Below are 15,037 nucleotides of genomic sequence, written 5' to 3'. Positions count from 1 at the left end.
CGCGGACGATGGCCCCGGCGCTGGAAGGTATTCTTGAAACCGCCCTCTATGCGGAAGATATCGACGGCGCCGAGGCCTTCTACGGCGGTGTGCTCGGGCTGGAAAAGATCACGCGCGCCGGCAACCGGCATGTGTTCTTCCGCTGCGGCCCAGGCGTTCTCCTGATTTTCAATCCGGCGGAAACGGTCAAGCCGCCTTCGCCGGATGCCCCCCTGCCGGTGCCGCCGCATGGCTCCACCGGCCAGGGACACATGTGCTTTCGCGTTTCCGCTGAGGCGCTCGGCGTGTGGAAGGAAAAGCTGGAAACGGCAGGTGTCGTGATCGAAGCCGATGTTCGCTGGCCGAACGGCGCGCGCTCCTTCTACTTCCGCGATCCGGCCGGCAACAGTCTGGAATGCGCGGAACCGGGCCTCTGGTCCATCGAATGAACCGCGGCCCCGGCGCCGCTCCTTTAAGAGACGACACATCATGCGCACACTGGATGACAAGACGCTCGTCGTCGCCAGCCACAATGCCGGCAAGATCCGCGAGATCCGCGACCTGATCGGGCCGCTCGGCTTCGAGGCCAAATCGGCAGCCGACCTCAACTTCGTCGAGCCGGACGAAACCGGCACGACCTTTGAAGAAAACGCGACGATCAAGGCGCTTGCCTCCGCCAAGGCTTCGGGCCTGCCGGCGCTTTCCGACGATTCCGGCCTGGCGATCGACGCGCTTGGCGGCGCGCCGGGCGTCTACACCGCCAACTGGGCCGAGCGCGAAGACGGCAGCCGCGACTTTGCCATGGCGATGCAGAAAGTCGAGGACGCGCTTCAGGACAAGGGCGCATGCGCCCCTGAAAAACGCACGGCCCGGTTCGTCTCCGTGCTCTGCCTTGCCTGGCCAGACGGCCATGTCGAGCTCTTCCGCGGTGAGGTCGAAGGCCATGTCGTGTGGCCGCCGCGCGGCGACAAGGGATTTGGCTACGATCCGGTCTTCCAGCCGCTCGGTTACGACACCACATTCGGCGAGATGAGCGCAGACGAGAAACACGGTTGGAAACCGGGCGACGCCCAAGCCCTGTCGCACCGTGCCCGCGCCTTCAAAATGTTCGCCGAAACCTGCCTTGGAGCGGGCTGAGGAAACGTGTATGGGGTTTTCCGCAACATCCCGCTCCAATTTATTAGAAGCGATCACGTTCGTGACTTCGGGTCGATCGGCCTAAAGTCATCGTGTTCTACCGCATGAGAGACGCAACGATGCAGACGGCCACGCTATCGGCACTCGGTGACGGCATGGATCCCGGCTTCGGGATCTATGTGCACTGGCCGTTCTGCGCGGCCAAATGCCCCTATTGCGACTTCAACAGCCATGTGCGCCACCAGCCGATCGACCAGCCGCGTTTCGTCGCCGCCTTCCTGAAGGAAATGGCGGAGGCCCGAGAACTCTCCGGTCCACGCACGGTCACCAGCATCTTCATGGGCGGCGGCACGCCATCGCTGATGGATCCCGCCACCGTCGACGCGATCCTCTCGGGCATCGCCGGTGAATGGCACGTGCCCGATGGCATCGAGATTACCATGGAGGCAAACCCTTCGAGCGTCGAGGCAACGCGCTTCCACGGCTACCGCGCCGCCGGCGTCAACCGCGTGTCGCTCGGCGTCCAGGCGCTGAACGACCGCGACCTGAAATTTCTCGGCCGGTTGCACAATGTCGAGGATGCGCTGAAAGCGATCCGGCTGGCGCGCGACATCTTCCCCCGCATGTCCTTCGACCTGATCTATGCCCGCCCCAACCAGACCGTCGAGGAATGGGAGCGTGAACTCAAGGAGGCTGTCTCCTATGCCGTCGATCACCTGTCGCTCTACCAGCTGACGATCGAGGAAGGCACGCCCTTCTTCGGCCTGCACAAGGCCGGCAAGCTGATCGTTCCGGACGGTGAACAATCGGCGGTCCTCTACGAGGCGACCCAGGACATCACCGCGGCGATCGGCATGCCCGCCTACGAGGTCTCCAACCATGCCCGCCCCGGCGCCGAAAGCCGGCACAACCTCACCTATTGGCGCTATGGCGATTATGCCGGCATCGGGCCGGGCGCCCATGGCCGCCTCAGCGTCGGCGGCGCCAAGGTGGCGACGGCAACCGAACGCAAGCCGGAGGAATGGCTGCGACTGGTCGAAACCTACGGCCACGGCATGGTCGAGCGCGAAGTGCTCGATCTCGAGGCCCAGTCGGACGAATTGCTGCTGATGGGCCTGCGCCTCAAGGAAGGCGTCGATCTCGCCCGCTGGCAGACGCTCTCCGGCCGCGACCCCGATCCGGACCGCGAACAGTTCCTGATCGACCACGGGTTCATTGAGCGGCTTGGCAATTCGCGCCTGCGCTGCACGCCTTCCGGCATGCTGATCCTCGACGCCGTCGTCGCCGACCTCGCCTGCTAGCAACCTGCTTTTCTACCATCAAGCGCGATGTGGCCGGAGGCTCAATCGTGGGTCGCGCCGGAAAGCGGCGTCGCGCGCATGGATGGCCGGTGCTCGAAGGCATCGAACCAGGCGCTCAGCTTCGTCCTATCCCGGAACGGCGGCAGGTCACGGAACGCCATCCAGGACAGCGCCGTGGCGATAGCGATGTGGCCGATGTCGAGCGGCGCGTCGACATTAAGGGTCTGCTCCAGCCAGTCATAGGTCTGCTCGATCTTTTCAGCATAGCCGTCGGCAAGGGCCGGATAGCGCAGGGCTTCCAGGCGTCGTTCGGTTTCCCAACGCAGCCCGATCCCCGCCTGCGCCAACCCTTGCGCCACGGCTTGCAATCTCAAGGCGCACCAGCGCGCCTCGCCGCTCTCGGGGATCAGCCGGCGGCCACCATGCAGCGTATCGAAATAGGCGCAGATGACGTCGGAATCGAAGATCGCCTCATCACCGGGGCGCAGCAGCACCGGCACCTTGCCGAGTGGATTTTCGGCATGAACCTCATCATTGCGCAGCGTCGGGCTGGTCTCATGGTGGATCACCTGCAATCGCTCGGCGATCCCCACCTCGTGGGCGAAGACGAGCGCCTTGCGGGCAAAGGGCGAATGGGTTTGATAGTAGAGGATCATCGTGCCTCGCGGGGGGGTTGGAAGGAAATTATCCGATCCCGCGAAGATGTATTGCATCCGGAACGAGAAAGGCGCTCTGTTTCTGAGCGCCCTTTGCAAGTTTGTTTCGTCGTTCAAGATTTGAACGGATCGCCCTTCTCGGCGTTGAGGGCTATGCCCCTGGCCACAAGCCGCGCCAACTGAACGCCATCGACCTCGCCGGTCGCCTTCACCTTGATATAGGCCATGTCGCCCTTGCCGCCGCCCTTGGCCAGACGCGGATCGAGATCGAGCATATCGGCCCCACGCCAGAAGCCAAGCGTCACGTGGTCCTTGGCAGCCTTGATCAGGCAGACCGGTCCGCCGGCCTCGTAGATCGGGTGGCCCCATTTCACGCTATCCCTGGTGCCGCCGGCGGCGAGGATGGCGCCGTGCAACTCCTTCGCCACATCAGCCGGAGCACCGGAAAGACCAGCAATGTAATCGTCAACCGTTTTACTCATGGTACAAGGTCTCCTTGTCGGCCGTGTTTAGTTCTTGAATGGGATCAGGTCGCGCACGCGACGGTCTCTCAGCCACAGACCGGCCCAGGCGATGACGCCGACATAGAACCCGAACAACAAGTGGGTGAAAACAGGGCTATCCGCACGCAGATGGGTCGCCATGGCGCCGCCGAGATAACCGGTCAGCAGAATGGCGCCGAGGACCGAGGTTCTCGGGATCGCATAAAGCAGGGCGCACAGAAGCGTGAGTACGCCGAGCAGACGGGCAAGACCGACGTCGGCGGGATAACCGAGCACCGCCAGCGTCTCGGTCACCACCTCCAATGGCACAAGCTTGATTGCTCCGTCGAAGGCCAGGAACGCAACAACCAGACCGCTCAACACGCGGCCGAGAATCACCATTCTTCCGGCCGGAGCCGTCATAACAAGGGCAGTGTTCATTCGGGGAGGTCTCCTCGTTTCCCGTTGTCGCTAATCGTTTTTCAGTCTGTCTTCTTGGCCGGGCCGACGATGCCCCAGCGGATGCCGAAGGGGTCGCGCAGCTGGCCGTAGAGATCGCCCCAGAAGGCGACCGCAAGCGGCATCGTCACCTCGGCGCCGGCGGCAACCGCGCGGTCCCACCAGAATTGCGCGTCCTCGACCACCAGATGCAGGACGACACCCTGCGGCGCGGCATAGGCCATGCCGTGTTCCGGGAAGGGATCGTTGAGCATCAAGGCACCGCCGTTGATCGTCAGCTGGCAATGCATCAGCCGTTTGCCATCTTCGGCCACCATGCGGCCGGCATCGATTGCGGCAAAGGCGCGGATGTAGAAATCGGCGGTCGCATTCGCGTCCTCGACGCAGAGATAGGCGATGGCGCCCGGCATCGGCGGCGGCGCCGGCGCTTGCCAGTCGACCGACGATTTCGGGTTGAGATCGACAGCCGCCTTGAAGCTGCCATCCATGTAGAACGGTACGGACTCATGCTGGTGTGCAATCTTCCAACCGGCCGCAGTGCGTTTCAGTCCAAGGGTCTGGCGAAACCAGACCGATATTTTGCCGGCATCGATCTTCTCGCCGGAAAGCTCGGTGAGCATGCTGACGAAGGCGACGTCGCCGCCAACCGAGATATCGAGGTCCTCGAAGCGGTAACCGAGCGGTCCGCGCCAGGTGGAAAACCACTGTTCGAGCCCGCCTTCGCCGGCATCGGACGTCTTCAACGGCGGCGCCAGCGAAAAGAGGACACAATCCGGTGCCCCGTGGCCGATGACGCGCCTTGCATCCTTTGCCCGCATGGCATCCGCCCAATCGTCAATCACCGCACGGATTTCGGCGACGGCGGCACTCTTGTTGTCGATCACGGACATGGTGGGTCTCCTTTCCCTATGGAGGCGGGCACGAGAGCGGCGGCCCTCGAGTCCTGAGCCTGATCAGAGTTGCCTGGCGGTACCTTCGAGCTGGCTGGCGCATTGGCCCCAGCCCTGATGAAAGCCCATCTTCTCGTGGACCTCGCGATCCTCGACGGACCAGTGGCGAACGCGGGCCGTGTAGCGGGTCTTGGCCCCGACATCCTCGAAGGTAATGGTCACGACCATGAACGGCTTGTCGGATGGCGCCCACGCATCGGTGAAGGCATCGGTGAAGACCAGCTTCTCGTTCGGCACCACTTCGAGATAGACGCCGAGATTGGGATAGTCCTCGCCCTCGGGCGAACGCATGACGATGCGGTTTGCGCCGCCGGCGCGAACGTCGAGCTTTGCCTCCGGCGTCGTCCAGGGAGAAGGCGCGAACCACTTCTTCAGCAGTTCGCCGTCCGTCCAGCAGCGGTAGACGAGTTCACGGGGCGCATCGATCAGGCGGGTGATGACCAGTTCGCGGTCGTCGGCAGCTTTGATCTCGGTGACAACGGTCATTGTTTGCTTCTCCGTCAGCGGGTTCAATCCAAGGACGAAGCTGCAGCCACAGTTCCGACAACCGCCGACAGGTTTTTTTATCTTTCTTCTTTTGCCAGGTCTTTTTCACCCGCGTCCTTGCTCAAATGATCGAGCTGCATGCGGATGTGGGAAGCTTCCGCCGCATTGGTGGCAAGGGCGATCGCACGGTCGAAAGCGATGCGCGCCTCGCGGACCCGGCCAGCCTGCTTCAACAAGGCGCCGTTCAACCCGTGGAAGTAGAAGTAACCTGCGAGTTTTTCGGCAAGCGGCTCTATCAGCGCGAGTGCTGCTTCCGGTCCGTCCCGCTTCGACACGGCGACGGCGCGGTTGAGGGTGATGACCGGCGACGGCTGCAGCCGCTCCAGCGCCTGATAGAGCAGATCGATCTCTTCCCAGTCGGTTTCTTCGGGGCGTGTAGCGCGCGCATGCAGTGCCGCGATCGCCGCCTGGATCTGATAGGGGCCCGGCTGGCGATGGCGCACGGCCTTGTCGATCATGGCCAGGGCCTCGATGATCAGCGGCTTCTTCCAGAGACTGCGATCCTGGTCGTCGAGCAGGATGATGCCGCCATCGGCATCGAAGCGTGCACGCGAGCGCGAGTGCTGCAGCAGAAGCAGGGCCGTCAGCCCCATCATCTCCGGCTCGGAGGGAAACAGCCGCAAGAGTAGCCGCGCGAGCCGGATCGCTTCTTCGCAAAGGTCGGCCGAGACGCTGTCCGGCCCGTTCATCGCCGAATAGCCTTCGTTGAAAACGAGGTAGATCATGGTTGCCACCGCCGCCAGCCGCATCGACCGATCGGCGGCGTCAGGCGTTTCGAAGGCGATGCCGGCGGCAGCGACACGAGCCTTCGCCCGCGTGATGCGCTGCTCCATCGCCGCCTCGCCGACGAGAAAGGCACGGGCAATCTGCTTGACCGAAAGGCCGGAGACGATCCGCAGCGCCAGCGCGATCTGCTGCGTTGCCGGAAGGACCGGATTGCTGCAGACAAACAGAAGCTTGAGGATATCGTCACGATAGTGGGAGCCGTCCAGCCGGTCGGCAAGATCGCTCTCCTGATCTTCGAGGTCGGAGAGCAACTCTTCCGGCGGCAGCGCGGTCTCGCGGGACTGTCGGCGCACCTTGTCGATGCCGCTGTTGCGACCGACGAAGATCAGCCAGGCGGCGGGATCGCGCGGCGGGCCACTTTTCGGCCACGTCTTCAATGCCCGGATACAGGCCTCCTGAAATGCTTCCTCGGCCGTATCCAGATTGCGGAAATAGCGCAGAAGCGCGCCCATTGCCTGCGGCCGAGCGGAAACAAGTGCGAGGTCGATCCAGGTCGTGTCTGTCATGCGGGAAACTCACTTGGCTTGTAGATGGCAAGGGGACGAATTTCATAGGAACCATCAGCCGGATTGGCTGCACTCAACTCGCGGGCGAAATCGAGCGCTTCGTCCAGCGAAGCACAATCGACGACATAGAAGCCGAGCAGCTGCTCCTTCGTTTCGGCGAACGGACCATCAATGACGACGGTTTCGCCAACGCTGTGGCGGAGCGTCGTTGCTGCGGTGGTCGGCAGCAACCGCGCCACCGGTCCAAGCTTGCCGGCATCGCCATACTTGCGTTGGACGGCCGCAAGGTCGCGCATGACCTTGTCGTCCTCCTCCTTCGTCCAGTTGGCGGTGACGTCTTCCTGGTTGTAGCAAAACACGGCGTAAAGCATTGGAACTCTCCTGCTCCTGTCACAAGGACGATCTGAAGAAGAGATAGCCGACGAGACCGACAAAAAAAATAGCTGGCAATCACGGGTTCAAATACGAAGACCGCGGCAGGTGCCTGCGCACCGCCGCGATCGCCTTTGGCGCCGCGCGTCTTGTCAGACGCGCAAAGGTCGCTGTAGCATTTTGAATTGCTGCATGTTTTCAGATGTTCTCGCCGCAGGCGAGATCGGGGTCGACCGGTGCCTTGCGACGGAAACGCCGGAGCAGGCGGCCGTCGATGGCGGCAAGGCCGGCAGCGATCAGCGCCATGCCGAAGAAATGCTTCGGCTCGAGGCTTTCGCCGAGGAACAGGGCGCCGAGCAGAATGGCGCTGACCGGGATCAGAAACGTCACCAGCATCAGATTGGTGACCCCCGCCGTTTCGAGGATGCGGAAGAAGAGCACATAGGCAAGCGCGGTCGAGATCAAGGCGATGCCGATGATCGCGCCCCACACCTCAAGGCCCGGCACGGTCAAAGCCCAGGGGCGATCGACGAGAAGCGCGATCGGCACCAGCATGAGGCTCGATGCGCTGACCTGCCCCGTCGCGGTGACGATGGGCGCCACACCCATCCGCTTGAAACGGCGAGCGAAAACGCCGGCAAAGGCATAGGAAAGAGCGGCCCCCAGGACGGCGAACTGCGCCAGCACGTTCGAGCCGAGGCCACCGAGCGCTGCCGGACCGATCATCACCGCCACGCCGAGAAAGCCGATCAGCACGCCGGAGAGCTTGTTGACGGTCAGCTTTTCGTCGTCGGTCAGCAGGTGGGCGACGACGACGCCGAAGAGCGGTGTCGTCGCATTGAGAATGGAAGCAAGGCCGCTGGCGATATGGGTCTGGCCCCAGACGATCAGCGAAAACGGGATCAGGTTGTTGAGCAGGCCCATGCCGAAGAAGGCAAGCCAGATGCGAGGGTCGCGCGGCATCGAGCGCCCGGTGAAACGCAGGAAGATCAAAAGTGCCGCGGCTGCGAGGCTGACCCGCAATGCGACGATGGTGAACGGCGGCAGCGCCTTGACGGCGACGCCGACGAAGAAAAACGAGCCGCCCCACAGCAGGGACAGGGCGATCAGCATGGCCCACTCGCCGGCACCCATCACCTTTGCATTCGCCGGTCCAGACATCTTCGCACCCCTTCGGTGATTTAATTTTTCACTCATCACTCCGTGATGTTGTAATCACTCACGGAATTTACATTAATATTGTCAGTATGTTATGATTTATTCAAACGAGCATTTCTCTCTCAATGATTGAGTCTAGCTAAATCATTATGACCTCGCTTCCCTCCCTCGCGGCCCTCAGAGCCTTCGAAGCCGCCGCCCGGCATTTGAGCGTGACGCTGGCCGCGCGCGAACTGAGCGTCACGCCAGGTGCCGTCAGTCTGCAGGTGCGTGAACTGGAGCAGACGCTGGGCGTCACGTTGTTCGAACGACGGCCGCGGCAGCTCGTTTTGACCGAGGAAGGGAGCAGTTATTTTTCGACGCTGCGCCGCGCCTTCCGCATGATGCGGGAGGCGACCGAGGAACTGACGGCGCGAAATCGCGTGCCGGTGCTGACGGTGAGCTGCACCCCAACCTTTGCGGCGCAATGGCTGGTACCACGGCTTTGCGATTTCGAGCAGCGCCTCACTGGCATCGACATCCGCATCAGCGCCTCCAACCGGCTGGCGGACTTTGTGTCCGATGGCGTCGACATCGCCATCCGCCACGGCTTCGGGCGCTACGAGGGCCTGGCGAGCGAGCGGCTGATCGATGACGACCTGGTGCCGGTCGTCAATGCGGCGCTCGCCCGCAAGCATCCGCTCTCCACGCCGGCCGATCTTTCCGCCCATGTGTTGCTGCATGACGTTCAAAGGCTGGACTGGCAGCTCTGGCTTGAGGCCGTCGGCGCCGAAGGCGTCGAGACCACGCGCGGCCCGGTCTTCGTCAACAGCAATGGCGCCATCGAGGCTGCAAAGGCTGGCGATGGTGTCGCTCTCGTTCGCCTGTCGCTGGTTTCACGCGAGCTTGCCGAGGGCGTGCTGATCGCGCCGTTCCCGGTCGGCATCGCCACCGACCTCGCCTATCACCTGGTCTACCCGCCATCGGCGCTCGACCGGCCGGCCGTCGCCGCGTTCCGTGCCTGGATCGTGGAGCAGGCACGCAGCGCCTGAAACGAAAAAAGCCCGGTTTCCCGGGCCTTTCGCGTAATCAGAGAGCAAATCCGTCGCCTATTCGTTGATCAGGCGCTTCAGAAGCTCGATCTCGTGGCTGAGCTTGGTATCGCCGGAGATCAACTCCTCGATCTTGCGGACGGCATGCAGAACGGTCGTGTGGTCGCGGCCACCGAAGCGACGGCCGATTTCCGGGAAGGACCGCGGCGTCAGCGTCTTCGACAGATACATGGCGATCTGGCGCGGCTTGACGATGACGCGGGTACGGCGGTTCGAAACCAGTTCCTGGCGCGAAACATTGTAGTGCTTGGCGACGACGCGCTGGATGTCCTCGATGCGGACGCGGCGCGGCTCGCCGGCGTTGACGAGATGGCCGAGCAGTTCGTCGACCCGTTCGATCGACAGCTGCGGCTCGAACGACCGACGGAAAAGCAGCTGGTTGAAGGCGCCTTCGAGTTCGCGGCCGCTGGCCGTGATGTTGCGCGCAACATGGCTCAGGATATCGCCGGGAATGTCAAGCGAGGTGTCGTCCTGACGGGCAGAGTCGAGGCGACGCTTCAGCATTTCGAGGCGCATGTCGTAGTCCGGGCCGTCCATTTCGATGGCGACACCACCCTGGAGACGCGAACGAACGCGGCTATCGAGCGATTCCAGCTCCCAAGGGGCGCGGTCGGCGGCGACGACGACCTGCTTGGCCGAGTCGAGCAGCATGTTGAGCAGGTGGCAGAACTCGTGCTGGATCGACTTGCCCTGCAGGAACTGCATGTCGTCGATAACAAGCAGATCGATGTTGCGCAGCGATTCCTTCAGCGACAGCGCGTCGTTGTCGCGGATCGCGGTGGCAAAGCGCCACATGAAGTATTCGGCCGTCAGATAGACGACGCGCGGCGCCCGGGCGCTCTGCAGCGCCTGGATGGCGATCGCCTGCAGGAGGTGGGTCTTGCCGAGCCCGACGCTCGAATGAATGAACAGCGGGTTGAAGCGCACAGCACCGGCGCCGGCCTCGGCGATCGTGCGGGCGGCTGCAAGGGCAACACGGTTGGAAGAACCTTCGACGAAGCTGTCGAAGGTATAGCGCTGATCAAGCGGAGAGCCGAAAAGCGGCGCCTGGGTCGGCCGTTGAACGCTGGCGACCGTGGCGGCTGCGACCGAGGCGACGGACTGAGCCGCGGCCGGGCGCCGTGCCGGCGCTGCAGGAGCCGTTTCAGTCGCCTGCGGCAGCGTCTCTTCCTGTGAAGCCGGACGGGCGCCACGGGTGGCGGTACGCACCAGGATCTCCACCTTCAAGATTTCGCCGTCTTCCTGCTGGAAGATCTGGGTGATGAGATCGAGATAGCGGTTGTTGATCCACGATTTCAGGAATGTCGTGGGCACCGAGAGACGCACGACGCTCTTGGATACCGAATGCAGCTTCAGACGCCCAAACCAGCTAGCGAAGACATCGGGACCGACCTGGGCTTTCAAACGCGCACTTACCCGCTCGAACAGTGCGTCATGCCTCATGTCGTGCTTATCTCCCGCCGCCTGAGATAGATTGCTTCCGGCTTGAAATGAATCGCCGTCCTTTTGAAATGCGCCCGCCGCCGTCGCCAAATTCATCTGCATGTTGCCGCCTTCCAATTATGTTCAGACGCCGTCATCTCTGCCGGCCCCATCTCGTATGCCCGGCACCCCCGGCTTCCTCATCGAGGACATGCCGCTTCACCGAACGTCACAGTCGCAGTCCAACCGGGCTCCTCATCTCCCGACCGGCTGCGCGCTACGCGCATCTGCCAGACCTCATCGGCCGGCTGATGTCCCCTCACGCCTCATCGTCAACAAATCCCCCGGTCCGCCCTGGACCGTGCCGGATCCTCCTCATCGTCAACAACTGTCTCGCACCCTCGTACGAAGCGGACAGCCGAGCGCTGGATTCCACCTCTCGTCAGGCACCGCTTGCACCTGACTTTGAGGAGCGGCACCGCCGGCAACCAAAGGTCGAAAGGTCCTCGTCCGGAATGGCTGATCCATCCGGTTTTTCGTTCTCGACTTGTCTGATTGAACGACGTGGAGCCGCCCTGATACAGGGAACAGAAAGCCTGAAACCATCTCGTTGAAATGGCCTCCGCACTTCCCTTTACAGATATGGTCCGTGTCCCCTGTGGAGGGCATTTAGGCAGGATCGATGGGCAAGATCAATCGCGATTTTTACGCAACCTTAAGCGCTGCCCGTTGACTCTCATGCCGCCTTTTGCTTGCCGCAATCCGAGTCCGGGAAGAATCGCTTTTGAATCAAGGGTTTTGATTTTCAGCTCTTTGATTAGCTGGCGAAAAAGAAAAAAAATAAAAATTCGCTTGACTCATTACGGGCCCAGAAGACCCCCAGCCAGAGACGTGCCTTTGCCAAGGACCTCTCGTAAGCGATTGAAATAGCTAGAGAAACTCTGTCATCGCATTGACACGAGAAAGGTCGCGCAAGTTAACCATCGCCATGACACATGTATGAATCGGAAAAGCCCGGCGCAAGGGCCGGGCTCTCAATTAACAGATTTTTATTAGCCGGATTAGGCCGACAGCGCCTTCACGCGCTGTGCAAGGCGCGAAACCTTACGCGAAGCGGTGTTGGAATGCAGCACGCCCTTGGTGGCAGCGCGCATCAGCTCGGGCTGAGCGGCCTTCAGAGCGGCGGCTGCGACTGCCTGATCGCCGGTTGCGATCGCTTCTTCGACCTTGCGGACGAAGTTACGGACGCGCGAACGACGGGCTTTGTTCACTGCAGTGCGGCGTGCGATCTTGCGGGTCGCCTTTTTCGCCGAAGTTGTATTGGCCATTGATGCCTCTCTTCGAAAACTGACATGAACTCCGCCCTCGCCGTGCCGGGTCACTGCGACCTGTCATCAAAGCAATTCGGGAGCATTATCGGAAAGCCCAGATTTGGCGTTCCAAACTGAGGGCGGCATATAGCGAGAAACGGCCGCCCCGTCAACGCGCAATTTGGAGAAAACTGCGCGTCGCCCCTTGATCTACCTGTGTTTGAACTCCGCCTTGCGCTTCGCCGCAAAGGCGGCCATGCCTTCCTTCTGGTCTTCAGTGGCAAAGAGCGAATGGAAAAGCCGGCGTTCGAACCGCAGGCCTTCGGCAAGCGTAACCTCCAGCGAGCGATTGACCGCCTCCTTGGCCATCATCACCGCCGGCAGCGAGAACGATGCGATCTTCTCGGCCGCGGCCAGCGCCTCCTCCATCAATTTCTCCGGCGCGACCACACGCGAAACGAGTCCTGCGCGTTCCGCCTCGGTCGCGTCCATCATCCGTCCGGTCAGCACCAGATCCATCGCTTTCGCCTTGCCGACGGCACGGGTGAGACGCTGCGACCCGCCCATGCCCGGGATGGCGCCGAGGGTGATTTCCGGCTGACCGAACTTTGCCGTCTCGGAGGCGATGATGAAGTCGCACATCATGGCCAGTTCGCACCCGCCGCCGAGCGCATAGCCGGAAACGGCCGCAATGACCGGCTTGCGGGCGGCCGCCACCTGATCCCAGCCGCCGATGAAATCGCCGAGATAGCTTTCGACGAATTCGAGCGTCTGCATTTCCTTGATGTCGGCGCCGGCAGCAAAGGCCTTCTGCGAACCGGTGATGACGACGGCGCCGATCTCCTTGTCGGCATCGAATGCCTTCAGCACAGCGGCGAGCTCGCGCATAACGGTCGAGTTCAACGCATTCAGCGCCTGCGGGCGATTGAGCGTGACCAGGCCCACGCGTCCATGCGTCTCGACCAGCAGCGTCTCGTAACTCATTGTCGTCTCCTCCGAATTCGTGTCAGCGACCGGGCCCGGCAGGACCCGGATGTTCATTTCTGGCAGCGCGGGCAATGGAACGTCGAGCGTCCCGCCTGCACGATGCGGGCGACCGTACCGCCGCAACCCGGCGTGCGGCAAGCCTCCCCTTCCCGGTCGTAGACGGAAAAGGAATGCTGGAAATAGCCGAGCGACCCGTCGGCCTGGATATGATCCTTGAGCGACGAGCCGCCCGCGGCGATGGCGTCGGCAATGACCTCGCGGATTGCGACGGTCAGGCCCTGCAGCTCCGGCTTGGCCCCACCTTGGCTGTCGACGAGCGCGCCGGCCGGCTTCAGCGGCGACAATCGCGAGCGCCAGAGCGCCTCGCACACATATATATTGCCGAGGCCGGCAATATTCTTCTGGTCGAGCAGCGCTGCCTTCAGCGGCTGCGCCTTGCCGGCGAAGCGCCCGGCGAGATAGGCGGCGTCGAGCGCATTGCCGGTCGGCTCCTCCCCGAGCGCGCGGAAGAAGGCATGGGCGGCGACCGTGTCGCGGCGGGCCAGATCCATGAAACCGAAACGGCGCGGATCGTTATAGATGACGCGGGCCGGGCCGGCGGCACCTTCGAGATGGAAGATCACATGATCGTGTTTTTCATCCTTGCCGCGCGGATGGTGAAACTCGCCCGGCGTGGCCGGCAGCGCACCCTGTTCGATGCGGAACGAGCCCGACATGCCGAGATGGGCAATGATGACGTCGCCGGCTTCGAGATCGATCATCAGGTATTTCGCTCGGCGCGACAGCGAGACGATGCGCTGGCCGGTAACGGTTGCCGTAAAATTGGCTGGAAAGGGAAAACGCAGGTCTGGCCGACGCAGCTCGGCATTGACGATAGACGCCCCTTCCATCGTCGGCGCCAGACCCCGCTTGACCGTTTCGACCTCCGGCAATTCCGGCATGCGTCGTCTCCTTCTTTCTTAACCACCACAAGCCCGGCGGTTGGCATTTCCTTGGCGGCCTACTTATCCTATAGGGTGCGCTATGCCGCAGCCATGGCCCCGTCCCCGAGATAGCGCGGGCCGGGCGATTTCGCTATGGTGCCGGCAAAATTGGTTCAGGTGGAGTTCTTCGTATGACGGATCAGCGGGTATCGGCCAATGGCGGCATGGAAACCTCCTTCGGTTTCCGCAACGTCGGTACGGGCGAAAAGCAGCCGCTCGTCAACGACGTCTTCCACAAGGTGGCCAAGCGCTACGACATCATGAACGACGTGATGTCGGCCGGGCTGCACCGCGCCTGGAAGGATGCGATGATCGCCGCGCTCAATCCGCCGCGCCGCGAGGGCTACAGAACGCTCGACGTTGCCGGCGGCACCGGCGATATCGCCTTCCGCATCATCGAAGCCTCCGACCGCAAGGCGCATTCGACCGTTCTCGACATCAACGGCTCGATGCTCGCCGTCGGTGCAGAGCGGGCAGAAAAGAAGAAGCTCTCGGCCAACCTCGATTTCGTCGAGGCCAATGCCGAAGAACTGCCGTTCGAGGCGAATTCCTTCGACGCCTATACCATCGCCTTCGGCATCCGCAACGTGCCGCGCATCGATGTCGCGCTGAAGGAAGCCTATCGTGTGCTGAAGCGCGGCGGCCGTCTGCTGGTGCTCGAATTCTCCGAAGTGGAGATGCCGCTTCTCGACCGCTTCTACGACGCCTGGTCGTTCAACGCGATCCCGAAGTTCGGCAAGCTCATCACCGGCGACGAGGCGCCCTATCAGTATCTGGTGGAATCGATCCGCAAGTTCCCGAACCAGCGCGATTTTGCCGCCATGATCAAGGAGGCCGGCTTCTCCCGTGTCTCCTTCACCAATTACACCGGCGGCATCGCAGCGCTGCATTCCGGCTGGAAAATCTGATCTT

General features: G+C 62.5%; 17 protein-coding genes. 5 read left to right on the top strand and 12 right to left on the bottom strand.

Going from position 1 to position 15,037, the window contains the following annotated elements; all coding sequences use genetic code 11:
* Positions 1 to 8: 8 nt before the first annotated feature.
* The 3 genes from BC363_RS05770 to hemW all read left to right on the top strand — a co-directional run bounded on the left by BC363_RS05770 (position 9) and on the right by hemW (position 2,417).
* Positions 9 to 428 (top strand): VOC family protein, encoded by a 420-nt coding sequence (locus BC363_RS05770; RefSeq protein WP_065783253.1) that lies wholly within the window; start codon positions 9 to 11, stop codon positions 426 to 428.
* 40 nt (positions 429 to 468) lie between these two features.
* Positions 469 to 1,116 carry an RdgB/HAM1 family non-canonical purine NTP pyrophosphatase gene (gene rdgB / locus BC363_RS05765; RefSeq protein ID WP_065783252.1) on the top strand — a complete coding sequence of 216 codons (648 nt, stop codon included), beginning with the start codon at positions 469 to 471 and terminating at the stop codon, positions 1,114 to 1,116.
* A 119-nt stretch (positions 1,117 to 1,235) separates the two neighbouring features.
* The gene (hemW, locus tag BC363_RS05760; RefSeq protein WP_065783251.1) at positions 1,236 to 2,417 is read left to right on the top strand and encodes a radical SAM family heme chaperone HemW; all 1,182 of its coding nucleotides are present in this window, start codon (positions 1,236 to 1,238) and stop codon (positions 2,415 to 2,417) included.
* A 41-nt stretch (positions 2,418 to 2,458) separates the two neighbouring features.
* Here the strand turns inward: hemW and BC363_RS05755 are convergent, their stop codons facing one another.
* From BC363_RS05755 to BC363_RS05720, 8 genes are all read right to left on the bottom strand, one after another.
* On the bottom strand, positions 2,459 to 3,073 hold the full coding sequence (locus tag BC363_RS05755; RefSeq protein WP_065783250.1) for a glutathione S-transferase: 615 nt from the start codon (positions 3,071 to 3,073) through the stop codon (positions 2,459 to 2,461).
* A 113-nt stretch (positions 3,074 to 3,186) separates the two neighbouring features.
* Complete coding sequence (locus BC363_RS05750; RefSeq protein WP_065783249.1) at positions 3,187 to 3,555, bottom strand: DUF1801 domain-containing protein; 369 nt, start codon at positions 3,553 to 3,555, stop codon at positions 3,187 to 3,189.
* Between the two features lie 27 nt (positions 3,556 to 3,582).
* Entirely contained in the window at positions 3,583 to 3,996 is a 414-nt protein-coding gene (locus BC363_RS05745) for a DoxX family protein (RefSeq protein ID WP_065783248.1), read from the bottom strand.
* Positions 3,997 to 4,037: 41 nt separating this feature from the next.
* Positions 4,038 to 4,904, bottom strand: a complete 867-nt coding sequence (locus BC363_RS05740) for a nuclear transport factor 2 family protein (RefSeq protein WP_065783247.1) — start codon at positions 4,902 to 4,904, stop codon at positions 4,038 to 4,040.
* A 63-nt stretch (positions 4,905 to 4,967) separates the two neighbouring features.
* A complete protein-coding gene (locus BC363_RS05735) occupies positions 4,968 to 5,450 on the bottom strand; it encodes an SRPBCC family protein (protein WP_065783246.1) in 483 nt (160 codons plus the stop codon).
* A 77-nt stretch (positions 5,451 to 5,527) separates the two neighbouring features.
* Positions 5,528 to 6,802, bottom strand: a complete 1,275-nt coding sequence (locus BC363_RS05730) for an RNA polymerase sigma factor (RefSeq protein ID WP_065783245.1) — start codon at positions 6,800 to 6,802, stop codon at positions 5,528 to 5,530.
* Positions 6,799 to 7,173, bottom strand: coding sequence for a YciI family protein (locus BC363_RS05725; RefSeq protein ID WP_065783244.1), 375 nt, complete (start codon positions 7,171 to 7,173; stop codon positions 6,799 to 6,801). Before BC363_RS05725 ends, BC363_RS05730 begins: the two co-directional genes overlap by 4 nt.
* 199 nt (positions 7,174 to 7,372) lie before the next feature.
* Complete coding sequence (locus BC363_RS05720) at positions 7,373 to 8,335, bottom strand: DMT family transporter (protein ID WP_065783243.1); 963 nt, start codon at positions 8,333 to 8,335, stop codon at positions 7,373 to 7,375.
* A 143-nt stretch (positions 8,336 to 8,478) separates the two neighbouring features.
* Here BC363_RS05720 and gcvA point away from each other — a divergent pair, with 143 nt between their 5' ends.
* Complete coding sequence (gcvA, locus tag BC363_RS05715; protein ID WP_139110175.1) at positions 8,479 to 9,363, top strand: transcriptional regulator GcvA; 885 nt, start codon at positions 8,479 to 8,481, stop codon at positions 9,361 to 9,363.
* Between the two features lie 57 nt (positions 9,364 to 9,420).
* Here gcvA and dnaA read toward each other — a convergent pair whose 3' ends face one another.
* The 4 genes from dnaA to mutM form a co-directional block, all read right to left on the bottom strand.
* Positions 9,421 to 10,968 carry a chromosomal replication initiator protein DnaA gene (gene dnaA / locus BC363_RS05710; RefSeq protein ID WP_083222711.1) on the bottom strand — a complete coding sequence of 516 codons (1,548 nt, stop codon included), beginning with the start codon at positions 10,966 to 10,968 and terminating at the stop codon, positions 9,421 to 9,423.
* A gap of 938 nt (positions 10,969 to 11,906) precedes the next feature.
* A complete protein-coding gene (rpsT, locus tag BC363_RS05705; protein ID WP_053248916.1) occupies positions 11,907 to 12,173 on the bottom strand; it encodes a 30S ribosomal protein S20 in 267 nt (88 codons plus the stop codon).
* 192 nt (positions 12,174 to 12,365) lie between these two features.
* Entirely contained in the window at positions 12,366 to 13,139 is a 774-nt protein-coding gene (locus BC363_RS05700) for an enoyl-CoA hydratase (RefSeq protein WP_065783336.1), read from the bottom strand.
* A 53-nt stretch (positions 13,140 to 13,192) separates the two neighbouring features.
* Positions 13,193 to 14,083, bottom strand: a complete 891-nt coding sequence (gene mutM, locus BC363_RS05695) for a bifunctional DNA-formamidopyrimidine glycosylase/DNA-(apurinic or apyrimidinic site) lyase (protein ID WP_065783241.1) — start codon at positions 14,081 to 14,083, stop codon at positions 13,193 to 13,195.
* Positions 14,084 to 14,256: 173 nt separating this feature from the next.
* Here mutM and ubiE point away from each other — a divergent pair, with 173 nt between their 5' ends.
* Positions 14,257 to 15,033, top strand: a complete 777-nt coding sequence (gene ubiE, locus BC363_RS05690) for a bifunctional demethylmenaquinone methyltransferase/2-methoxy-6-polyprenyl-1,4-benzoquinol methylase UbiE (RefSeq protein WP_065783240.1) — start codon at positions 14,257 to 14,259, stop codon at positions 15,031 to 15,033.
* The last annotated feature ends 4 nt before the right edge of the window (positions 15,034 to 15,037 follow it).

Origin of the sequence: Ensifer sp. LC384, from assembly GCF_001695865.1 — a bacterium.
Lineage (GTDB): Bacteria > Pseudomonadota > Alphaproteobacteria > Rhizobiales > Rhizobiaceae > Ensifer.
The sequence above is the reverse complement of the archived record's forward strand: the minus strand, read 5'-3'. Positions and strand labels throughout refer to the sequence as shown.